The sequence below is a fragment of the Paenibacillus sp. J45TS6 genome (genome assembly GCF_018403285.1).
Taxonomy (GTDB): domain Bacteria; phylum Bacillota; class Bacilli; order Paenibacillales; family Paenibacillaceae; genus Paenibacillus.
Window position 1 is genome coordinate 433347 of sequence record NZ_BOSJ01000003.1, and the last position, 21528, is coordinate 454874.

The 21528-nt window shown below is 40.4% G+C and carries 19 protein-coding genes; 16 read left to right on the forward strand and 3 right to left on the reverse strand.

Annotation, left to right across the window (positions count from 1 at the left end; genetic code table 11):
• Positions 1-24 precede the first annotated feature (24 nt).
• The 3 genes from KJS58_RS07050 to KJS58_RS07060 all read left to right on the forward strand — a co-directional run bounded on the left by KJS58_RS07050 (position 25) and on the right by KJS58_RS07060 (position 3006).
• A complete protein-coding gene (locus KJS58_RS07050; RefSeq protein WP_213531723.1) occupies positions 25-1161 on the forward strand; it encodes a glycoside hydrolase family 88/105 protein in 1137 nt (378 codons plus the stop codon).
• A gap of 252 nt (positions 1162-1413) precedes the next feature.
• Positions 1414-2484, forward strand: coding sequence for a glycosyltransferase (locus tag KJS58_RS07055; protein WP_213531724.1), 1071 nt, complete (start codon positions 1414-1416; stop codon positions 2482-2484).
• A 21-nt stretch (positions 2485-2505) separates the two neighbouring features.
• The gene (locus tag KJS58_RS07060; protein WP_213531725.1) at positions 2506-3006 is read left to right on the forward strand and encodes a PIG-L family deacetylase; all 501 of its coding nucleotides are present in this window, start codon (positions 2506-2508) and stop codon (positions 3004-3006) included.
• Between the two features lie 125 nt (positions 3007-3131).
• Here the strand turns inward: KJS58_RS07060 and KJS58_RS07065 are convergent, their stop codons facing one another.
• Positions 3132-3875, reverse strand: coding sequence for a glycosyltransferase family 2 protein (locus tag KJS58_RS07065; RefSeq protein ID WP_213531726.1), 744 nt, complete (start codon positions 3873-3875; stop codon positions 3132-3134).
• Positions 3875-4894, reverse strand: a complete 1020-nt coding sequence (locus KJS58_RS07070; protein WP_213531727.1) for a glycosyltransferase — start codon at positions 4892-4894, stop codon at positions 3875-3877. Before KJS58_RS07070 ends, KJS58_RS07065 begins: the two co-directional genes overlap by 1 nt.
• 203 nt (positions 4895-5097) lie before the next feature.
• Here KJS58_RS07070 and KJS58_RS07075 point away from each other — a divergent pair, with 203 nt between their 5' ends.
• The 13 genes from KJS58_RS07075 to KJS58_RS07135 all read left to right on the forward strand — a co-directional run bounded on the left by KJS58_RS07075 (position 5098) and on the right by KJS58_RS07135 (position 21244).
• Positions 5098-6087: a sugar phosphate nucleotidyltransferase gene (locus KJS58_RS07075; protein WP_213531728.1), complete on the forward strand. Its 990-nt coding sequence runs from the start codon at positions 5098-5100 to the stop codon at positions 6085-6087.
• Complete coding sequence (locus KJS58_RS07080) at positions 6084-7376, forward strand: UDP-glucose dehydrogenase family protein (protein WP_213531730.1); 1293 nt, start codon at positions 6084-6086, stop codon at positions 7374-7376. The genes KJS58_RS07075 and KJS58_RS07080 overlap by 4 nt, the downstream gene beginning before the upstream one ends.
• A gap of 224 nt (positions 7377-7600) precedes the next feature.
• Entirely contained in the window at positions 7601-8269 is a 669-nt protein-coding gene (locus KJS58_RS07085; protein ID WP_213531732.1) for a hypothetical protein, read from the forward strand.
• A gap of 170 nt (positions 8270-8439) precedes the next feature.
• The gene (locus KJS58_RS07090; RefSeq protein ID WP_213531734.1) at positions 8440-9783 is read left to right on the forward strand and encodes an MATE family efflux transporter; all 1344 of its coding nucleotides are present in this window, start codon (positions 8440-8442) and stop codon (positions 9781-9783) included.
• 21 nt (positions 9784-9804) lie between these two features.
• Positions 9805-12150: a bifunctional glutamate--cysteine ligase GshA/glutathione synthetase GshB gene (gene gshAB, locus KJS58_RS07095; protein WP_213531736.1), complete on the forward strand. Its 2346-nt coding sequence runs from the start codon at positions 9805-9807 to the stop codon at positions 12148-12150.
• Between the two features lie 245 nt (positions 12151-12395).
• Positions 12396-12824: a MarR family winged helix-turn-helix transcriptional regulator gene (locus tag KJS58_RS07100; RefSeq protein ID WP_191799781.1), complete on the forward strand. Its 429-nt coding sequence runs from the start codon at positions 12396-12398 to the stop codon at positions 12822-12824.
• Positions 12825-13053: 229 nt separating this feature from the next.
• Positions 13054-14559 carry an MFS transporter gene (locus KJS58_RS07105; RefSeq protein ID WP_249716977.1) on the forward strand — a complete coding sequence of 502 codons (1506 nt, stop codon included), beginning with the start codon at positions 13054-13056 and terminating at the stop codon, positions 14557-14559.
• A gap of 137 nt (positions 14560-14696) precedes the next feature.
• Positions 14697-15899, forward strand: a complete 1203-nt coding sequence (locus tag KJS58_RS07110; protein WP_213531738.1) for an FAD-dependent monooxygenase — start codon at positions 14697-14699, stop codon at positions 15897-15899.
• Between the two features lie 81 nt (positions 15900-15980).
• Positions 15981-16742, forward strand: a complete 762-nt coding sequence (locus KJS58_RS07115; RefSeq protein ID WP_213531740.1) for an SDR family oxidoreductase — start codon at positions 15981-15983, stop codon at positions 16740-16742.
• Positions 16743-16910: 168 nt separating this feature from the next.
• On the forward strand, positions 16911-17567 hold the full coding sequence (locus KJS58_RS07120; protein WP_213531742.1) for an SGNH/GDSL hydrolase family protein: 657 nt from the start codon (positions 16911-16913) through the stop codon (positions 17565-17567).
• Positions 17568-17639: 72 nt separating this feature from the next.
• Entirely contained in the window at positions 17640-19178 is a 1539-nt protein-coding gene (locus KJS58_RS07125) for a glycoside hydrolase family 43 protein (RefSeq protein WP_213531743.1), read from the forward strand.
• Between the two features lie 166 nt (positions 19179-19344).
• Entirely contained in the window at positions 19345-20250 is a 906-nt protein-coding gene (locus tag KJS58_RS07130) for a manganese catalase family protein (RefSeq protein ID WP_213531745.1), read from the forward strand.
• Between the two features lie 268 nt (positions 20251-20518).
• A complete protein-coding gene (locus tag KJS58_RS07135; protein ID WP_213531747.1) occupies positions 20519-21244 on the forward strand; it encodes a DUF554 domain-containing protein in 726 nt (241 codons plus the stop codon).
• Between the two features lie 133 nt (positions 21245-21377).
• On the opposite strand, the gene KJS58_RS07140 is transcribed toward KJS58_RS07135, so the two are convergent.
• Positions 21378-21528 (reverse strand): IS3 family transposase (locus tag KJS58_RS07140; RefSeq protein ID WP_213531824.1); only part of this gene is annotated, 151 nt, incomplete at its 5' end.

Consider the following 21528-nt stretch of genomic DNA (forward strand, 5'->3'; position numbering starts at 1 on the left):
AGACGAATAGGAGGTAAGAAAACTATGGTTCTGATTCAATCTCAATATGAATGGGCAACAAAGGTGGCTGCTTCCATTATGGAACGAACACCTAAGCTGTATGAGGGTGAAGGTTATAATGGTAAATGGTCGTATGATTACGGTGTAATATTAAAAGGGTTCGCGAAGCTTTGGAAGATTACCGGCGAGGCTCAATATTTTCAGTATATTCGGGACAATATGGACCACTTTATACAAGATGATGGTACGATCCGAGGCTATCGCCAGGAAGAATATAATATTGATCATATAAACAATGGTAAGCTTCTGTTTGTACTATACAGTGAGACAGGTGAGGAAAAATATAAACAGGCTGCTGCTCTTCTTCGCGATCAGCTTCGCAGTCATCCGCGCACTTCGGAAGGCGCTTTTTGGCATAAACAAGTATACCCACATCAGATCTGGCTGGATGGGCTTTATATGGGAGCACCTTTTTACTTAGAGTACTTGCTGAATTTTGAACAAGATGGGGATATCGAAGATGTAACCCGGCAATTTATTCTTTGCGAACGGCATACCAAAGACGAACAGACGGGACTGTTATTCCATGCTTGGGACGAGAAACGGGAACAGCCGTGGGCAGATGGGGTAACGGGTTTGTCACCGAATTTTTGGGGAAGGTCACTTGGTTGGTACGTGATGGCTTTAGCTGATGTCCTGGAACTTTTGCCAGCAAATCATCAAGATCGAGGGGAGCTTATTCGTATCTTAAATGATACACTAGCTGCTCTTCGTAAGGTGCAAGATCCACATACGGGAGTATGGTATCAAGTAGTAAATGAAGGTTCACGTAAAGGCAACTATTTGGAAGCTTCCGCTTCGAGTATGATTGTATACGCGATAGCGAAAGGACTTCGTCTGAACTTGCTTTCTTCGGAATGGTTTGACGTATTAGATCAAGCATATGCTGGTCTTATTGATGAATTTATTCTGGAGACAAAAGAAGGCTGGGTAAACCTGAATAAAAATTGCCAGGTTGCAGGACTTGGCGGCAGTTCCCGCCGAGATGGAACTTACGCTTACTATATCAGTGAACCGATCATTACGAATGATCAAAAGGGACTGGGAGCATTTTTGCAGGCAAGCACAGAATATGAGAATCTAAACCGGCCCACACGCTAAACAGCATCGGATCAGATGTTAAAATTATCATAGAATTTATACCGCAAGAAGTCGTCAAATTTGACGGCTTTTTTTGCATTGTAGAATTCTACTATGAAAAGGCAGCAAGCAGTTAATATGATACATACATATAAAAAATAAAAAACATCATGTCTATCAACTATTCTAGCAAATATAGACGTATTTACGTAACGTAAACTCGCCGTCCTCCATATTATATAAAATAGATTTTGAGACAGTGGAGGGAGAACGATGGAAGCATTACGTTTACTCATGATTATAGATAAGTTCGAGGTAGGTGGAACAGAGACCTATGTATCCGCTGTCGTAGAAGAAATGTTAAAACGAAAGATTTCTGTCTTTGTAGCAGGTAAACCAGGTAGTCTACTGTCAAAGTTTAAAGCCATTGGTTGTCCTACCTTTACGAGTATTCGTAATCAGGCCAAGTTTGAGAGATGGATAGTGAAACATAAGATTAACATGATTAATGCTCATCACGAAACGACAGGATTACTTGGAAGCCATCTCAGTAAGAAACTGAAAATCCCTTTTATATTCACCATTCACGGAACCTATTATCCGCGCTCCCTGATTAATCGAGTCCTCAAGAAATGTGATGAACGCAAGGCAGTAATCAGTGTCAGTTTCCCCGTAAAAAAATGGTTGGAAGAAAAAAATATCTCCTCCATTGTGATCCCAAACGGTATCAATACAGAACAATTTATATATAGCAAAAATAGAGAACTTCTCAAACAGCTTGGCATACCCCGAAAATCGAAAGTGCTTTTGTATGTCAGTCGTTTAGAAGATGAAAAAGGAGATGTCTGTAAAAATTTCATTCGAGCGGCTCAGCGTTTTATGGACAAAGAAACAGACGTACATGTGGTGATTGTTGGCGGGGGTCCCGATCTGAAAAGTGTTCAAAAATTGGCTGCAAAAAAACACGCTCAGCGTATTCATATATTAGGAGAGCGACTAGACACGGTCTCACTATTCTCCATCAGTGATGTGGTAATTGGTACAGGAAGAGTTGCCCTTGAAGCCATGTCCTGTAAACGTCCCGTAATTGCGATTGGCAGCAAAGGGGTCTTTGGTATTGTGAAGCCAGAAAATTACAATGTGGCGTGGAGATATTATTTCGGAGATCACAGAGCTAAACAAACGGCGGATACGAAAAGAATTGAGCGATTAATCGGGATTGCACTCCGTTCGAAGAAAACATCAGCCGTATGGGGAGACGCAGGACGAGAGTTTGTTAAAAATAAGTTTCATATATCGGGTATCACTGATGAATTACTCGCTGTATACCACAAGATGATCTAACAAAGCCTGGGGGTGTGCTATATGATAAACAAACTTATGATTGTCGCTCATCCGGATGACGAGATTATCTTTGGAGGAGCTTTTCTTTTAGCTGAAAAGGGATGGAAGGTCATTTGTGTAACAAATGGTAGAAATAAAGTTCGTTCCAAAGAGTTCAGAAAAGTGATGAAAGACATTGGAGCTGAATATGAAATGTGGGACTACAAGGATAAATGGGGAGGAGATTTTAACCGTAAGTCATTAAAGAAAGATATAGAGAACGTGCTTAAAGCGAATCCCGAAATTAACATGATCGTCACTCATAGTAAAGGGGGAGAGTACGGACACTCGCAGCATAAAGCGCTGCATGAGATTGTGAAAGAGATCGCACCGGATAAACTATATATTTTCAAACGTTCGAAGCAAAAATTGGACAAAGGAGTATTAAAGCGAAAATATACGCTGCTCAAACGATATAAAAGTCAGGATATTGGTTGGTTGAAAAAATATATTGAATACGAGAATATACGAAAATACAAATAAAATCGAATTTCTTTTATTGAATAACATGGCAAAGAGGGCTGTGAGATGATCCCCTATACGGAGTTCTCAGACAGCCCGTTGCTCGCCATTAGGATGGTTTACTTTATTCTCTGACGGATGAGAAGTTAATATGATTTATATGAAAAAGGGTTGTCTGCAAGCTCCTCATAATCATCAGGAATATTAGCAGTTGCAAAGTTCACGAAATCATCCGTGTAGGCGACAAGTTCACAAGATTTCATATATTGTTTGGTGGCTCTTTTTTGCGTATGAGATTGTATGTTTTTTCTGCGAACACAGACGTAGTTCTTACTAGAGACATAATAGATTTTGTACCCTGCGTTGTAACACTTCTTCAACCATTTCGCGTCAGATCCTCCGATGGTATCCTCCGGAAACTTGATTTTTTTCCATACGCTTTTTCGAAAGAACAAAGTTCCGCCTTTCAGTCTTCTTCCGAGCATGTGTTCTTTTCCTTTGCGATATTCCATGAGCGCCTTTTTTTCTTCGAAGTACACATAAGTGGAATGTTTACCGACGATCGGTGCTTTTTTTGCCTTCAAGGCGAGAAGGGATTCTTTTAAATAATGAGGTCCGTAGTAATCATCATCATCGAATTTTGCGACAAAAGTTCCCTTTGCTCTTTCAATGGCCCAATTCAGACATTTTCCTAATGTGTAACGCTCGGGGAGCTTGTAGACTCTCACATTATCATATTCTTTTGCTTTTTTCTTCCATGCTTTAAGACTCATACTGTCATTATTCAGGATAATGATTAGTTCCTTATTATGCCACTCCTGCCGTTCGTAATTTGAAAAAATGTTGTCCATGAATTCGGGTCTCATGGTGCATGCGATGATAGAAGCCATTATCTGTTCAACTCCTTATCTATAATCGCTTTTCTTTTATTCCATGTGGAATTTTTCGTTACTTTATATTTTTTCTTTTTAATTACCTTTTTATAGAGTTTTAAAAAGTTATCTGTCATTACTTTATCTGAATAATATTTCTTAACATACAAGCGGCATGTTTTTGGAGATGGATATGATTTACCACTTTTCACTTTGCGCGACATCTCATTCACATTATTACAGAGCAGCTGTGGTAAGCCATGAAGGACTTCAGGGATGGCTCCTGCTTTGAATGCAAGCACGGGTGTGCCGCAAGCTAATGCTTCAATGAGAACTAAACCGAAAGGTTCATTCCAAGTGGAAGTGAATAGGACACAGCTTGCTTCAGATAACAGTTTCATTTTCTGAGCGCCGCCAACAGGACCAATAAACCGGATCTTGTCATTTAAATGAGGTTTAATTTGTTCATTAAAGTACTCTACATACTTTGGATTGTTATTAAAGGTCCCTGCGATAATCAGCTCTTTGCCTGTTTTCTGGGCGACCTCAACGGCAAGATGGACTCCTTTTCCGCTCATCATTCTGCCAATAAAGAGTAAGTAACCTTTTTTCTTCTTTTTATAAGGGTAGTCACTTAGACGAATTCCATTATGCACATAATAGCCTTTTTTGTTGATGTCCCTTATTTTTTTACTGACAAACACAGGGATTTGGCTTCCTGCCGCACTTTTAGAATGTGAATTACGGATGGTGGGAATAGGTGGATTAGACTTGGCTACGATGCCGTAGTGGTCATGAATGATATCTACATCAGAGGGAGTGTTTTTAATAATAAATTCTAATTGTTCTTCTTTACTATCTGACGGATATTCAAACGTTTTCGTGGCGCGAGTGTTCGATCCTTTTTTTGCAAAGAGAATTACTTCATGACCGCGATTAACTAGTTCCTCTGTAAGATAATACACATCTCGCTGCGTACCGCCGTAATCGATAGGTGGAACGGGAAGTGAATTTGTGGATACTTGAACAATCTTCAAAATGAATCTGCCTCCTTTGAACTAGCCGAAGCTAAGGCTTACTACTCCACATTCTATGCCGATTGCTTTGGGATGGAATGGGCCTTTTTAGAACCTATTAAACTAATGTCTCTTTCTCCTTTAAGGTACGAGAATCCAATCCAAAGCTATTTATTTTTCATAGAATATTGAGAATGCAGTAATGGAAAGGAGCGTGCGATCCTTTGAAAGGATTAATCCTATGTGCAGGAAAAGGAACCCGGTTATATCCGTTCACCATTTCTCATCCTAAAACATTAATTCCTGTAGCGAACGTCCCATTGCTTCACGGATGTATTGATAAATTAATCGATCAAAACATAACCGAGATTGGGATCGTGATCCATCCTTCTCAGGAATCTAGTATCAGAGAAAGTGTGCAAAAGATAGGCGGACAAAATATCAGAATTACGTATATCTATCAACTAAGGCCCGCTGGGATTGCAAATGCAATCTTGCAGGCGAAAGATTTTATCGGTCAGGATTCATTTATATTGCTGCTAGGAGATAATCTCATCTCTACTTCACTCCAGATACTCAAAGATCAAGTGGACACAGAGAAAAATGATGCTGCTTTATTGTTAGCCGAGGTGGATTATCCTCAAGATTATGGAATTGCCGAGGTGGCTGGCTCAAAAATTGTAAGACTGGAAGAAAAACCGCTAAAGCCTAAATCCAATCTAGCAGTGCTGGGTGCCTACGCGTTTTCATCATCTATCTTTAAGGCTGCTGAAACGATCAAGCCATCCGCTAGAGGGGAATACGAGATCACGGATGCGATCCAGTGGCTGATTCAGGAAGGGTATCCCGTAGCTTATTATAAGACGGAAATATCGAGTATTGATGTAGGAACCGTAGAAAGGTGGATTACAGCCAACCGAAAAATGCTGAAAGAAATGCCAAATGAGAGCTATATTCATCCTTCGGTTATTGTAAAAAATAGCACTATTTTGGGACCTGTCTCTATTGAGCAAAACAGTGTTATAGAAGATGCAGTTATAGGTCCTTATGTATCCATTGGAGAGAACTCAACAATAAATGGCTGCTCTATACAGGACAGTATCCTCCTCAGTGATGTTCACATAAAGAAAATAGGGCAGCCCATTCGGAAGATGGTGATTGGCTCAGGTTCTACTTGGGTCGGGATCGAAGAAAAAGGAGAAGATGAGGGATGAATATACTTGTGATTGGCACAGGGTATGTGGGGACAACAACAGCTTTGGTGTTTGCCGAAATGGGATGGAAGGTTACGGGGCTTGATACGGATCAGCAGAAATTAGATCAACTGCAAAAGGGCATCCTATATTTTCATGAACCTGGCTTAAAGGAACTGCTTCTAAAGCATAATAATTCAGGTCAACTTCAATTCACTTCAAATAAGAAAGAAGCCATCCAAAAGAATGACGTGATATTTATTTGTGTTGGGACTCCTTCACGTCCGGACGGGAGTGCAGATCTATCCTATGTGAAACAGGTGGCAGAAGATGTGGCTTATCATATGAATGGCTATAAACTTGTCGTAAATAAAAGTACAGTTCCCGTGGGAACACAGGAAAAAGTTACGGAATGGATCTCAGAATCGAATAGGAATGCTCATCCTTATGATGTCGCTTCTAACCCTGAATTTTTACGTGAGGGAAAGGCATTAGAAGATTCATTACATCCTGACCGTATTATTATCGGAACGGAAAGTGACCGAGCGGCGAAATTGCTTCAGAAGCTGTATTCCTCTATGAATAGTGAAATGATCGAAACTACCCCGCGCACGGCCGAACTCATTAAATATGCATCCAATGCATTCCTTGCCACTAAAATCTCCTACATGAATGAACTTTCCAGGTTAAGTGATCGTCTAGAGGTAGATATCAGAGAGGTAGCCAAAGGCATGGGTCTCGATCTTAGAATTGGGTCAAGATTCTTGCAAGCCGGAATCGGCTATGGAGGATCCTGTTTTCCTAAGGATGTATCTGCGTTACAGCAAACAGCAGAAGAGAATGGGATGAAACTGCAGATATTAGAACAAGTGGTCAACGTAAATAAAAGCCAATATCTATACTTGCTTGATAAAGCAAAGAATAGATTAGGAGATTTTGCAGGCAAGAAAGTAGCTGTTCTAGGTTTAGCATTTAAACCTGACACAGACGACATCCGTGAAGCTCCGTCACTTCGTTTGATTCAGGACTTACTGGGTCAACAAGCCACCGTTCATCTATATGACCCGATCGCCAAACTCCCCGCTGATTTCACACATGATCATCTGACCGTTGTTCCTATGGCTGAAGATGTATTTAAAGAGGCAGATGTAGTATTCATATGTACCGAATGGACAATGTTCCAAGAACTAGACTGGAAATCAATGCATCAGCAAATGAAGCAGCCCAACCTTTTTGATGGACGGAATATGCTTGACGCGGAGACCATGAAGTCATTAGGTTACTACTATGAAGGCATTGGTTATAAGTAGAAGACAAAAATAGCGATCACAGGAGTGAATACATTCTATTAATGATGTTCTTATAAGGAAAAGTGACGTTCTAATAGGGACAAGAGCTTATTATACTAGCTGCCAATTTGGCGGCTTTTTTTCTTGTAAGACATGTAAACTAAATGTCATCTGAATGTAACTTTCATAGAAATGATCATGTTACTATGTATATATTACAAATTATACCAGGAGAATGATGCGACATGAAAAAACGATTCAAGGTCTTGATGGTGACGTGTACTGCTTTTGTATTGATATCCGGTTCTGCTGTCGCTATGACATCCTTGCCACAGATTTATATTAATAATGTAGAATATGCAAATTCCTATGGGAAATTAAAAATCGAAAAAGGTACGGCAATGATTTCTTTACGCACCATGGTGCAGCTGTTTAAAGGAGAAGTGGCATACAAAGACCACGGTATTTATATTACCCTTCCAGAAGCAACTCATTTAGCTAGACAAGTAAATGGTCTGATGAACGGGCTTGCTGCAACAACACCGGAAGAAGCAGCAAATACATGGATTCGCGGAGTTCAGCGTCGAAGCGGTCCAACTCAGTATGCAGTGATGACTTCAGAATTACAGAAAAAAACCAAACAAGAATTTGAAGATAATTCCTGGGTTACAGGCGGATCGAGTCCGCATATGGGAACGGTAACGAAGATGGATACAAAAACCTTGTCAGCAGACAAAGTACAAATTTCATTTGCCTATCCGCTGCTCGTAGCTGCAGATGGGATTATAGATTATGGGAAAGCAGTCCTCACTATTGTGAAAGCAGGTGACCCTGAATATTGGGCGATCTCGGAAATATCTTTGCAAGATCCTGGGGATACGGGTCTTATGATTGGTGCAAATCTGATTGATTAGTAGGTCAGCTTCTTCAATTGAAGAAGCTTTTTTCTTGTGGTATTCTTGATTATGCAAATCGTAATATAAACATGTAATTATATGTTCATCTCCTAAAAGAATTGATATCGTTTTGCTTTGCCGATCCTTGTGATCGGTTTTTTATAATTGGAGGAAGGAGATACATACCTATGAAAGGTACACACGATTTAACTCAAGGCCCAATTATGCCGACCTTAATGAAATTAGCACTTCCCATTGTTGCGACGAATTTCATCTCAACAACGTATGGGCTTGTGGATATGATCTGGGTTGGGAGACTTGGCAGCGGCCCGGTTGCGGCCATTGGTACAGCTAGTTTTTTTATCAATTTAGCAATTGCTTTGTCTACCTTGATAACGATTGGTACGGGGATTAAAGTATCTCATTGTATGGGAGCGGGTCAGGAAGACAAAGCTAAGTCCTATGTGAAAAATGGATTTGTGATGTCTGTTTTGTTAAGCGTACTGTATATGATTTTTGTCTTTCTTGCTCAGGATCAGCTGATTGGTTTCTTTGATCTTGGAAGTAGTGAAGTGGAACGAATGGCAAAACAGTTTCTACTCATTTCTATTTTAGGGACGGTCTTTTCCATACTGAATACGTTATACGCTACGATATTGAATGCTATGGGGAACAGTAAACAACCATTTCGTATTTATACGATTGGACTCATTTTAAATATTGCCTTGGACCCATTCCTCATCTTCGGTTTTGGAAATTTTGAAGGATGGGGTGTCGTAGGGGCTGCTATCGCGACACTGACAGCGAATATCGTTGTGACCCTGTTATTTTTCTTGCAGACTCGTCATTCTAATCTGGTTACAATAGCACTTGTATGGGATGCCAAGCTTTTAAAAGAAGTCATCCGCATGGGGGTTCCGATCACGATCCAACGCGTTACTTTTACGATGATTTCAATTATTATTGCAAAATTAATTGTACGTTTTGGAGCGGAGGCTATTGCCGTTCAAAAAGTAGGAATTCAAATCGAATCGATCTCTTATATGACCATTGGAGGTCTACAAGGTGCGATAGCGGCCTTTTTCGGACAAAATTATGGGGCCCGGCGGATGGATCGTATCCATGAGGGTTATGCCAAAGCGCTCTCGCTGACTTCTGTATTCGGTATTGTTATTTCTCTTATTTTTATACTATTCCCAGAGCAACTGTTTTCTCTATTCTTATCAGATGCGAAGAGTCTCGCTCTTGGAACGGATTATATGCGAATCTTAGGCTATTCTCAGTTGTTTATGTGTCTCGAACTAATGACAGTGGGTGCATTTAATGGAATAGGTAAAACGCATATTCCTCCGCTATTTAGCATCACTTTTACAGCACTAAGAATACCGCTTGCTATCATTTTATCGGAACCTTTCGGTTTAAATGGGATATGGATGGCAATTGCACTAAGCAGTGTGTTCAAAGGTTTGGTTCTCGTCTATTGGTTTAGAAGATCTTTACGCAAAATGACGGTTCCACAAACGGTGATCTAAAACAAGAAGGAAGGTTCATTCATGAGATTACTAGATCATAAATTCATCCAAACATTAAGGGAACACTCATTACAAGAAGAGCTGCTCCAAGGTCGATTTGGACTGGAAAAAGAAAATGTAAGGGTGAATCAAGAAGGAAAGCTTGCCTTAACTCCTCATCCAGAAGCTTTTGGGAATAAGCTTGAGCATCCTTATATTCAAACGGACTTTTCGGAGAGCCAAATGGAAATGATTACGCCCACTTTTGAATCGATAGAGGAAGCTTATTATTTTTTAGAAGCGCTGCAAGATATCGTATCTCACGAATTAATGGAGAAGGGAGAATATTTGTGGCCGAGCAGCAATCCCCCAATGCTGCCAAAAGAAAATGAAATTCCAATCGCGCAAATGAACGATCCGATTGCGGATGAATATCGTCATGAGCTAGCGGATAAATATGGGCGAAAACGCCAGCTGCTTAGCGGAATTCATTATAACTTCTCGTTTGAAGAACGTTTTCTTCGCGAATTGCATCACATCGAAGGCGGCAGCGAAGAATACAAATTGTTCAAAGATGCGGTTTATTTTAAAGTAGCTCGCAACATGCTTCGGTACCGCTGGATGTTGATCTATTTAACGGGGGCAAGCCCTGTGTTCGATAGAACTTATATGGATATTTGTGTAGCAACAGGACATTCCGATGATAACGAAAGCTATTATTTTCCGAATATGAACTCACTGCGAAATAGTTCATGCGGCTATCGAAATACAAAACCGATGAGGGTTTCATATGATTCAGCTAAGGATTATGTTCGTGATTTAAAAGAGTTGATTCAGAAAGATGAATTACTGAGTGTAAAAGAATTTTATAGCCCGGTTCGTATCAAAACCGCAAAAGGCATAGATCCACTGCAAGAACTGCTAGAAGATGGAGTCGCTTATTTGGAACTGCGATTCATTGATTTAAACCCGCTTTATAAGAATGGAATCAGTATTGATACCTTAAGACTTATTCATTTGTTCTTACTCTTTATGTTGCTGAAGAAGGACGAGCCGTTTAGCGAGCAGGATCAAAGGATAGCTGATTTGAATCATGATCAGTTAATTACAAACGGGATGACCGGTCATTTACACGATAAAGAGAACAACAAAAAATGGATGAAAGAGACTGCGCTCACTTGCATAGAAGAAATGGAAGAGATGGTGGCTCTTTTGTTCCCTAAGAAAGAGATGTATGTGCAAATTTTAGAGAATGCGAAACGAAAAATTATGCATCCAGAACTTAGTGCTGCTTCGATCGTGAAGTCCGAAATTCAAAAATCTTCGTACCTTACGTACCATCTCGAAAAAGCGAAAGAATACGCCGAGCAAAGCATTTTGACGGGATATCGTTTTTCCGGGTATGAGGATCTTGAACTATCCACTCAACTTCTTCTAAAAGCGGCGGTAAAACGCGGAATAAAATTTGAAATACTAGACCGAGAAGAAAACTTTGTTGTATTAACCAAAGGAAATCATAAGGAATACGTGAAGCAAGCGACAAAGACATCGTTAGATTCGTATAGCACCGTCTTGATTATGGAAAATAAGGTCGTTACTAAGGCTGTACTATCTCAGCATGGCATACGCGTTCCGTCCGGTGAAGTGTTTCATCGTTTAGACGAAGCTAAACAATCGTATGATATGTACCGAGGTAAACCAATCGTGATAAAGCCGAAATCGACCAACTTCGGACTTGGTATTACGATTTTTAACGAAGAATATTCTAGAGAAGACATGGATAAAGCTTTCGAGATCGCTTTTACGCATGACCGAACCGTTCTTCTTGAAGAATTCATGACAGGAAAAGAATATCGTTTTCTTGTAATGGGGGATGAGGTTGTAGGGGTGTTGCACCGGGTTCCTGCCAATGTTGTCGGAGACGGTGTTCATACTATTCAGGAATTGGTTCATGAGAAGAATAAGGACCCACTTCGGGGAAGAGGGTACAAGACACCTTTGGAGAAGATTCAGCTTGGAGATTCAGAAGAGATGTTTCTGAAGAATCATAATAAAGGGTGGAACGATATTCCTGCAAAAGGGGAAGTCATCTATTTACGAGAAAACTCGAATATCAGTACAGGTGGAGATAGCATTGATTATACGGATGAGGTAGATGAAAGCTATATGCGGATTGCGATTCTATCGGCGAAGGCTGCCGGTGCAACCATCTGCGGAGTGGATATGATGATTGATGATGTTGATGTTCAAGCGACAGAATCGAATTACAGCGTTATCGAAATCAACTTCAATCCTGCGATTCATATTCACTGCTACCCATATAAAGGAAAGAATCGGAAGGCGAATGAAAAAGTGCTCGATCTGCTGTTTAATAAGGATCAAACGTAATTCGAATGAAATTGATTAGATTCATTTTAATATAGACATTACAGGGTAGTATTGTCCCCTTCAAGCAGCAACTTAAAAAGACTCATGTTATCATGTAGAAATGAGTGAACTTGGAGGGGAATAAATGAAGCTTAATCTTGTACCCCGAGTTTGAATATGACACAATAACGATAACGAATGATGAGAGAAAGAAGAGAAAGAATGTAATCTTCATCAACTATATGCGTATAAATGAGGGATTAACCATGAAACAAGACCCACTTCAAACTATTGAGCACGAGATCGCATTGCTAGTACGTCTTACAACCGCTTATAAGCCTCGCCTGGGAGTTCTTGATCGTTCTGAGTATCTTCTGCTTAGCGAACTGGATAATGATAGTCCACTCGCGATGAATATCCTTGCTGAGAAATTACAACTTAGTCTTTCCACAGCAAGCAGACAAGTTGCTACGTTAGAAGCAAAGCATTTCATTCAGCGGTTTCCTGACCCTCATAATGGACGAATTAGCCTTTTGGAAATTACGCAGGAGGGGAAAGAAGTTCTACAGAGAGTTCAGCGCGCTAGGTATGAAGTATATGAAAAGGTGCTTCAAGATTGGACTCATGATGAATTAAAAACCTTAGAAGCCAATTTGACTCGCTTAAATCGAGATTTCAAAAGATGGAATAAATAATCTACATAAACATCAAATTTTATCATTGGATAATTTTAGTGATTGATTTAATAATACGAAGTTGTATAATGTAACTTACTCACTATAACTTGTAACATACAACTTGTATATTACAAGTTAGTTTATAAAGTGAGTTATTTTAATTTAGGAGGGTTTCATTTTATCCATTTAGCTATTTTTTTATTTTCTACTAGGTTAGGGCTCGTTAGACAACTAGAGGAGGACATATATGAGTCAAAGCAATCATGCAACGATGACCAATCCAAAGAAATTAAGTATTCCTAAATACATAATTATGTCGATTCTTACGATCTTTTCGATTGGACCACAATATTTTCTTAATCTTTCTTATACGGTTGGACAAAGTGTTATTCAAAATGGGCTTCATCTGAGTGCGCAGGAGATGCTTATTCCTTCAAGTTTATCCAGTCTTGCTTTTGCACTTGGCATACCATTAGGACGTGTTTTTTCTAAAAAATTTGGACTGAGAAACTTCTATCTTAGCCTTGTGTTTGTTTTTCTGTGCGGGACCATTATTGATGCATTATCCTATAATATAACCACGTTAATCATCGGAAGGGTGATCCAAGGGCTTAGTGCGGGGATGTTGTTTTTAACGATTCTGTCTGCTAAATTCCTTTCATTTCCGAACCATTTACGTCAGTTCTTCATGTTCTCGGTCGTTGTGGGACTCTTTGGTGCGTCAGCCATTGGAGCGATATTTGGTACGATATCTTTAAGCACGGATGCTTGGCGCTGGCTGTATATTATTAATATATTTTGCTCACTGCTTTGTCTCTGCGTTGGTTTTGTTACATTACCTAAACAAAAAGCAGAACAAAAAGAAAAAACGGTGATCAACAAAAACGGACTTCTCTTATTAGGTCTTCTGACGGCAGCCTTCGCTTTTCCTATTCTTAATCTACAAGAAAAAGGCTTTGATTCCGTTTATGTTTGGCCTTTTCTCGTTATAGCTATAATTCTTATGACGCTTCTTTTCAAAAATGATAGTCGAAATGAATTTCCTATTGTGCCAATACGTGCTTTAGCCCAGCCCAAGGCTGTGTTTGGTACAGTAATGGCAGCAGCGGGACATATCTCACTTATTGTTATCTTTGTTGGGGTTAATGGATACATGCGAACGATTAAAAATGTTTCATTCATCGACTTCACTTATTTTTATTGCTGTTTCTTTATAGGCATTGTCATATCCGCTATCTTATGCGCTCTATTCTACGATAGGTGGGGAGCAGGAATTCTAGGAATCGTAGGTTCGATACTCACCGTTATCGTAAGTATGAAGTGGTCCTCAATACAACCTGAGGCATCGCTCACTACGCTTAATTTCCAAATGGCTTGTTTAGGCTTTGGCCTCAGTATGACCTTTATATCAGGCGCAATAGGAACTTTATTTGCAGGAAATGCACATCAAGCATCCAGTCGTTCAGCTTCACTGCACACGATCAGAAACTATGCAGGTGCCGTCTTTGCACCATTCCTTGGGTGGTTTCTCTACCTTCTGAATGCAAATCAATATGAAAAACAGATAGGGCAGCTCAGTCAGATCGATACGATAGCAGATATAAATGCCAAGAAGGCGGCGATTCTTAGCACTTACCATGGACTATTTGCGATTCTGCTTATATTAGGTGTTATTATGTTAATTGCATCGATAGGGAAAATGGCAACCGGTAAAGGTCATGCATTAGTGAAAAAAGAAAAAACTACCGTTTAATCTTGCTATCCAGGCGAAGGACTTCTAAGTTCTTCGTCTTTTTTATCTTACATGATATTACATGTGTAAAGATGCTAAAATGAAGAGATGGTGAATAAATCCACACCGAAAGCAAGTAATGTTGGGAGCAAAATGTGATGACACAAAATAGGAATACAACCGTATGTATTGTTGGCGGAGGACCTTCAGGGTTGCTATTAGGCCTCTTGTTAGCTAAGCAAGGAATCCATGTGACGGTGCTAGAGAGTCAACCCAATTTTGAACGTAAATTCAGAGGCGAAGTGTTACAACCTCGTTTCATTCGATTAATGAAACAATTAGGACTGGATCAACATCTGTACCAGTACGAACATATAAAGCTGTTAACGGGAGAAATCTGGAGCGAGGATAAACTGATTTCGTCTATCGATTACGCAGAGGATACGCCAGAAGCACCTTTTTCCGTACGAATGAAGCAGTCTGTATTACTCCAAGCTCTATATGATGAAGCAGTAAAGTATGATCATTTTCACATGATTTTTAATGCCAGAGTGAAGTCATTGATCACAGAGGAAGACAGAATCAGTGGGGTGGTTGCTCTTACTCAGAAACAAGAAGTCCAAATCCGTGCCCACTTGACTGTAGGTGCAGACGGCCGTTTTTCAACCATTCGAAAACAGGGTGATTTTACTTACAAATATAAGAATCATGATTTTGATATGATTTGGTTCACCGTACCGATTCAGGAAGATCAGCATAAAGATATTTTTTTCAGAGTAACTAATTATCGCAGTTTCATTGTTGTACCCAGTTCAAGTGACGTACTGCAAATCGGGTTTACAGTGAGGAAAGGGGAATGGGAGGTAATAAAGCAGAGGGGAATCGGTGCCCTCTCTGAGGAACTAATCAGCGTATTTCCAGATTTACAAGAACCGCTGCGTGAGATTACTGATTTTAAGTCCTTTGTTACCTTAAAAGCCGATGTATTCTTTGTTGATCAATGGTATAAAAAAGGTTGTGTACTCATTGGAGATGCCGCTCATTGCTCGTCTCCAGTAGGCGCAATCGGGATTTCTTTGGCAGCAGAGACAGCAGCCGTTTTAGCGGATTTAATTCATGCGTCTATACAAGATGAGGATCTTGATTTTAGAGAAGTAGAGTCTTTAACCGCTTTACGAGCGAAAGAAGTGATGATGGTCCACCGGATGCAGGGATTGATCGCGAAGGCCATTATTAAAGCTCCAAGATGGACGAAAAAATGGGTGATCGCATCTGCACCACTACTTTCTAAAACGAAGTTATTTCATCTTGCAAAAAGGAAGTTTTTATTAGGAAAGACAATTGATCGTCTAGGTAACTAGCACCTTCTTTTATTGACAAACATTCCATACCCTCTATAATCTAAATGAACAAGTGTTCAATAAATGGCTGGAGGGATTGTCATGCGTTTGGAAGGTAAAGTTGCGGTCGTTACCGGAGCTGCATCAGGTATGGGGAAAGCAATTGCAGAGTTATATGCGAAAGAGGGAGCAAGCGTTGTTGTGTCAGACCTGAACATCGAAGGTGCAGAAGTGGTCGCATCAGGTATTGAGGCCAATGGCGGAAAAGCGATTGCTGTAAAAACCAATGTTGCCGATCTGAACGATATTAATGAAATGATTGATACGGCAGTTAACGAATTTGGAACACTTGATATTTTAGTGAACAACGCAGGTATTATGGATAATATGGGTCCAGTCGGTGATGTTAACGATGAGAGCTGGGATCTCATTTTTGATGTCAATACGAAAAGTGTTATGCGCGCAATCCGTAAAGCACTTCCGATCTTTTTGGATAAAGGAAAAGGAATCATTATAAATACAGCTTCAACAGGCGGTTTTAGCGGAGCTCATGCAGGTGCAGCTTATACAGCGTCCAAGCATGCCGTTATTGGGATTACGAAAAATACGGGCTTTATGTATGCACAGAAAGGTATTCGTTGTAATGCGATTGCTCCGGGTGCAACAATGACTAATATTTCTTCTACAATAAAGAACGTGAATGAGTTTGGAGCTTCGAGAACAAAAGTTACACAAGGCGCTATCCCTCGCATTGGGCAAGCAGAAGAAATTGCTGGGGTCGCTCTATTTCTAGCATCGGATGAGTCGAGCTTCGTAAATGGTGCGGTGCTTGCTGCGGATGGTGGCTGGACAGCAGGTTTCTAAAGGGTTATAAAATAACCGTCCTCAGCGTTTAAAAAACTCATTGCCTCAAGGGAGACGATGAGTTTTTTGTATTTGAGAAAATCTATCCTAGTCAAGAACGACTGGGATTCTGTACAATATAAAGATAATTATTCAAATTATACCTGCTGAATGGAGAGAAGGGGACTTATGGAGAGAAAAAGAAAAACGATCTTATTTCAAGGAGACTCCATTACCGATGGGAATTGGGGACGAGATATGGACCTGAATCATATTCTTGGACATGGTTATGTATATCTTCTTGCAAGCCAGTTAGGAGCGGAGTTTGCAGCAAGCCAGCCTCATTTTATAAATAGAGGGATTAGTGGAAATCGAGTCTCCGATCTGTATGCACGTTGGAATGAAGATACGATTAGTTTACAACCTGACCTGATTAGTATTCTTATTGGTGTTAATGATGCAACGAGCCTTATTTCTGGTGATCCACGCGGAGCTACAGACCGTTTTGAACGAATCTATCACCAGTTGCTGAGCGAAACAAGAGAAGTGCTTCCTCAGACAGGATTGGTGCTATGTGAGCCTTTTATTCTTCAAACAGAGTTAACAGCAAATAACTGGACAGAGCTGCGTAAAAAGACAGATGAGTATCGCTCTATCGTTAGGGAACTCTCACATACATACCATACCTTATTTATCCCTCTGCAAGAGGTATTTGATCAGGCAGCAGACAAAGTGACCCCTGAATATTGGATGTGGGATGGAATTCACCCGACCGCTGCGGGACACGAGCTTATTGCTAATGAGTGGCTAAAGGTTGTGCAGCAAAGTGAGTACGCTATTGGGTAGGATGTGTGATGGCGATATAATTTCTTAAGTTTAGATGCTTCGAAAATATCAAAAAGATGAAGGAGATACAACATGAAGAACAATCCGATTATATGGGCTGATTACCCGGATCTTGACGTGATTAGAGTAGAAGATACGTATTATATGGTTAGTACGACGATGCATATGATGCCGGGGTGTGTTATTCTGCGTTCTTATGATTTGATCAACTGGGAAGTAGCTACTCATGTATACGATATACTTGAAGATACACCTGCTCAAAGGCTCGAGGGAGATCAGCAAATCTATAGCCAAGGGATGTGGGCAGCATCTATCCGTCATCACAAAGGGAAATTCTATGTCATATTTGTAGCAAACGATACGCACAAAACCTACTTGTATACAGCAAGTGATATAAATGGGCCGTGGACAAAACAGTATATTGAAGGGTTTTATCATGACTGTTCTCTTCTATTTGATGACGACGACCGTGTTTATCTCATTTATGGTAACGCTGACATTCATCTTACCGAACTAAAAGAAGACTTATCTGGACCAAAGCCAGACGGACTGAGTCGAATTATCGTGAGAGAACCGGGAGAGTACTTCTTAGGTTATGAAGGCGCCCATCTATATAAAATAAACGGAAAATACTATGCTTTCTTTATACATATTACACCTGCTACAAAAGGACGCAGAACGCAGGCTTGTTATGTTGCTGATTCTTTAGAGGGTGAATTTACAGGCGGAGAAGTTTTTAATGATGACATGGGGTATTTTAATGCAGGAGTAGCTCAGGGGGGGATTGTCGATACGCCTGATGGAGACTGGTATGCTATGTTATTCCAGGATCATGGTGCGGTAGGCCGTATCCCGGTTATCGTTCCTCTGCATTTTGAAGATGATTTTCCGGTATTTGCGAAAGAGGCCCCAACATATATTGAGATCCCAAGTACGAGACCCGGTTATGAGTATAAGCCCCTGATCGGAAGCGATGATTTTCGTTATGATACGGATGAGAATGGAAAAGTGAAGCTGAAGGATTTCTGGCAGTGGAATCATATTCCGAATGATGATCTATGGTCGGTGACAGATAAGCCGGGGACATACCGTATTCAATCTGGAAAAATCAGTCCCAATCTAACGTTTGCTCAGAACACGTTGACGCAGCGAGCGATGGGGCCTGCATGTGAGGCAGTCGTTACACTAGATGGCAGTGAACTGCAAGACGGGGATTATGCCGGTTTGAGTTTCTTAATCGGCACTTATGGATTGATTGCACTGACGAAAGAGGCTGGGCAATATTACTTGGTAATGATCGCTCGAGATACCGACGATAAGTCGATCTTTGGAAATTTAGTAGATACGAAGCCCGGTGACATCTATGCAAAAATTCCCGTAAAAGAAAACAAAGTGACGTTGAAAGCATCGGCGAACTTCATAAATAACACGGATGAGTGTATGTTCCACTACTTAGACGGCGAGAGCTGGAAAAAACTCGGAATTACACATCATATGGTGTATAAATTGGATCATTTTATGGGATGCCGCATCGGTTTATTTTTATTCTCTACAGAAAAAATCGGGGGAACTGCTGAGTTTTCTAATTTTGAGTATAACGTATTAAATTAAACACGATCTATTGACGAATGAGAGCCCTGGTTAGAGGGGCTCTTTTTTGTGTTTCCTGCGTTTTTATAAAATCAACAACAATAAATGACAAAAAAACCTGTCCATGCATAACGCGCGAGTATCGTCACATAACATGAATCAAAGAGCATTTAAGGAGGAAATAGGAATGTTTAAACGAGTAGACCGTCTCGCAATTGAATTGCCGCTTCCCCTGTCTTCAGGACCGGATCCGAACGGTGCCAGTGCAGTTCAGGAACTTATGGGTGGACGCTTTGGAGAGATGTCGACCTTGAATAATTATATGTTTCAGTCCTTCAACTTTAGAGGCAAATCTAAGTTGCGTCCGTTCTATGATATCGTGGCGAGCATCACAGCAGAAGAATTTGGTCATGTTGAGCTTGTAGCAAATACGATTAATATTATGCTTAGCGGTACGACATCTCCAGGAGATCCAGATACAACACCGCTGCGAGTAGGTAAAGATGCACGGATGACATCTCATTTTATTGAGTCTGCACAGACGGCACTTCCTTATGATTCTATGGGAAGACCCTGGAACGGGTCGTATGTGGTAAGCAGCGGGAATCTTATATTCGATTTATTGCATAATTTTTTCCTGGAATGCGGAGCGCGCACACATAAAATGAGAGTGTATGAAATGACAGATCATCCGGCGGCTCGGGAAATGACCGGATATTTACTTGTGCGCGGCGGTGTACATATACTGGCTTATGCGAAAGCACTTGAAATGGCTACAGGAGTCGATGTAACCAAGCTATTCCCCATACCTAGACTCGATAATAAAGTATTTGATACGACAAGAAAGTGGGAAGCGGCTGGAGAACATCGAAGACTTTACACGTTCAGTGACAAAGACTATCAGCAGATTGCCCAGATCTGGAAAGGGGTTCATCCAACAGATGGGGGGAAACTTGAGGCTTTTGCGGGACTGCCAGGATATAGTGGACCCGTACCGGAACTGCCGGATTTACCTGAAGAATTTGCGCCGGGAATCTCGGCAGAAGATCTTATTCAGATAGCAGAAAGGTTAAAGCGATCAGCAGGTTTATAGTTTAATAAAGATGAAGAATATATCTAATATATGTAATAAACGATGAATGCCGCAGCCGATCAGCGCGGCTTTTTTTAGTTCTCAATGACAATATTAATTGTTCCAAAAAATTGTAGTTGATATAATCATATTTATTGCTGCAAAAGGGGAGAACATCGACTAATACCTAAGTATCAATCTAGTATTGCTGAGAAAGATGTACATAGTGATAGGGGGCTATTATTGATTACTTGTTATTAGAACTTAGTTAGAGAGGAAAGAGTATGGAATGCATTTACCCGTAGGTGTTATTGTTAATTGTTTCACCGTTTTAATTGGTGGTTTAGTTGGAGCTTTATTAGGAAATAAAATACCAGAAAGATTACGTACTGCTTTACCCTTGACACTCGGATTAGCCTCTATGGTAATGGGAATCAGCCTAACCGTTGAATTAAAAACCTTGCCTGCCGTAGTCCTATCCTTAATTTTGGGAAGCATAATCGGGGAAATCTTTAAATTAGAAAAAGGGATTGAGCATTGTGCAACCCTTGTTCAGAAACCGATCAACAAAATTTTTAAGGATACGGGAAGAGTTCAAGATCCAAAACTATTCATGGAACAATTTGTGGGTATCGTGGTCCTTTTTTGTGCAAGCGGCACCGGTATTTTTGGCGCTTTCAATGAGGGGATGACTGGGGACCCTTCGATTCTATTAACCAAGTCGTTTCTTGATTTCTTTACCGCCGCGATTTTTGCAACTGCTCTTGGTTTTATAGTTATGACCATTGCCGTGCCTCAATTCTTTATACTTTTAACTTTGTTTTTGAGTGCAAGTTTCATCGTACCTATGACGGATGCAACGATGATTGCAGACTTTTCAGCTACTGGCGGAATTATTATGATTGCTACAGGTTTCCGTATTTGCGGAATAAAATCATTCCCTATTGCAAACATGTTGCCCGCGCTCTTGATTGTCATGCCGTTATCTCATTTTTGGGTTGCAGTAATGGGTTAATGTAAAATAAAAGGAACCCATGTCTTGAACAGGACTGGGTTCCTTAATAAACTTCTTTAAAAAACTCAGCTAGTTCTTTGTGTGAACTGAACCCTATTAAGTAGACAGTTTTAAAAAAAGGATGCGCTGCTGTTTAAGCGGCAATGAGATGACTTCGGTATGCTGCCGGAGTCATCTTTTTTAATGTCCATTGCTTTCTTGTATTGTTATAGTGGTCCATGTAATCATCAACCATTCGTTTTAGTTCTACTATACTGTTTGCTTGTTTATAAGGTATTTCATCT

Coding starts and splice junctions, on each gene's coding strand:
- KJS58_RS07105 (WP_249716977.1), top strand. CDS start 13,054: ATGAGTCAAAGCAATCATGCAACGATGACCAATCCAAAGAAATTAAGT.
- KJS58_RS07130 (WP_213531745.1), top strand. CDS start 19,345: ATGTTTAAACGAGTAGACCGTCTCGCAATTGAATTGCCGCTTCCCCTG.
- KJS58_RS07110 (WP_213531738.1), top strand. CDS start 14,697: ATGACACAAAATAGGAATACAACCGTATGTATTGTTGGCGGAGGACCT.
- KJS58_RS07115 (WP_213531740.1), top strand. CDS start 15,981: ATGCGTTTGGAAGGTAAAGTTGCGGTCGTTACCGGAGCTGCATCAGGT.
- KJS58_RS07065 (WP_213531726.1), bottom strand. CDS start 3,875: ATGGCTTCTATCATCGCATGCACCATGAGACCCGAATTCATGGACAAC.
- KJS58_RS07050 (WP_213531723.1), top strand. CDS start 25: ATGGTTCTGATTCAATCTCAATATGAATGGGCAACAAAGGTGGCTGCT.
- KJS58_RS07085 (WP_213531732.1), top strand. CDS start 7,601: ATGAAAAAACGATTCAAGGTCTTGATGGTGACGTGTACTGCTTTTGTA.
- KJS58_RS07100 (WP_191799781.1), top strand. CDS start 12,396: ATGAAACAAGACCCACTTCAAACTATTGAGCACGAGATCGCATTGCTA.
- KJS58_RS07055 (WP_213531724.1), top strand. CDS start 1,414: ATGGAAGCATTACGTTTACTCATGATTATAGATAAGTTCGAGGTAGGT.
- KJS58_RS07060 (WP_213531725.1), top strand. CDS start 2,506: ATGATAAACAAACTTATGATTGTCGCTCATCCGGATGACGAGATTATC.
- KJS58_RS07120 (WP_213531742.1), top strand. CDS start 16,911: ATGGAGAGAAAAAGAAAAACGATCTTATTTCAAGGAGACTCCATTACC.
- KJS58_RS07090 (WP_213531734.1), top strand. CDS start 8,440: ATGAAAGGTACACACGATTTAACTCAAGGCCCAATTATGCCGACCTTA.
- KJS58_RS07125 (WP_213531743.1), top strand. CDS start 17,640: ATGAAGAACAATCCGATTATATGGGCTGATTACCCGGATCTTGACGTG.
- gshAB (WP_213531736.1), top strand. CDS start 9,805: ATGAGATTACTAGATCATAAATTCATCCAAACATTAAGGGAACACTCA.
- KJS58_RS07080 (WP_213531730.1), top strand. CDS start 6,084: ATGAATATACTTGTGATTGGCACAGGGTATGTGGGGACAACAACAGCT.
- KJS58_RS07135 (WP_213531747.1), top strand. CDS start 20,519: ATGCATTTACCCGTAGGTGTTATTGTTAATTGTTTCACCGTTTTAATT.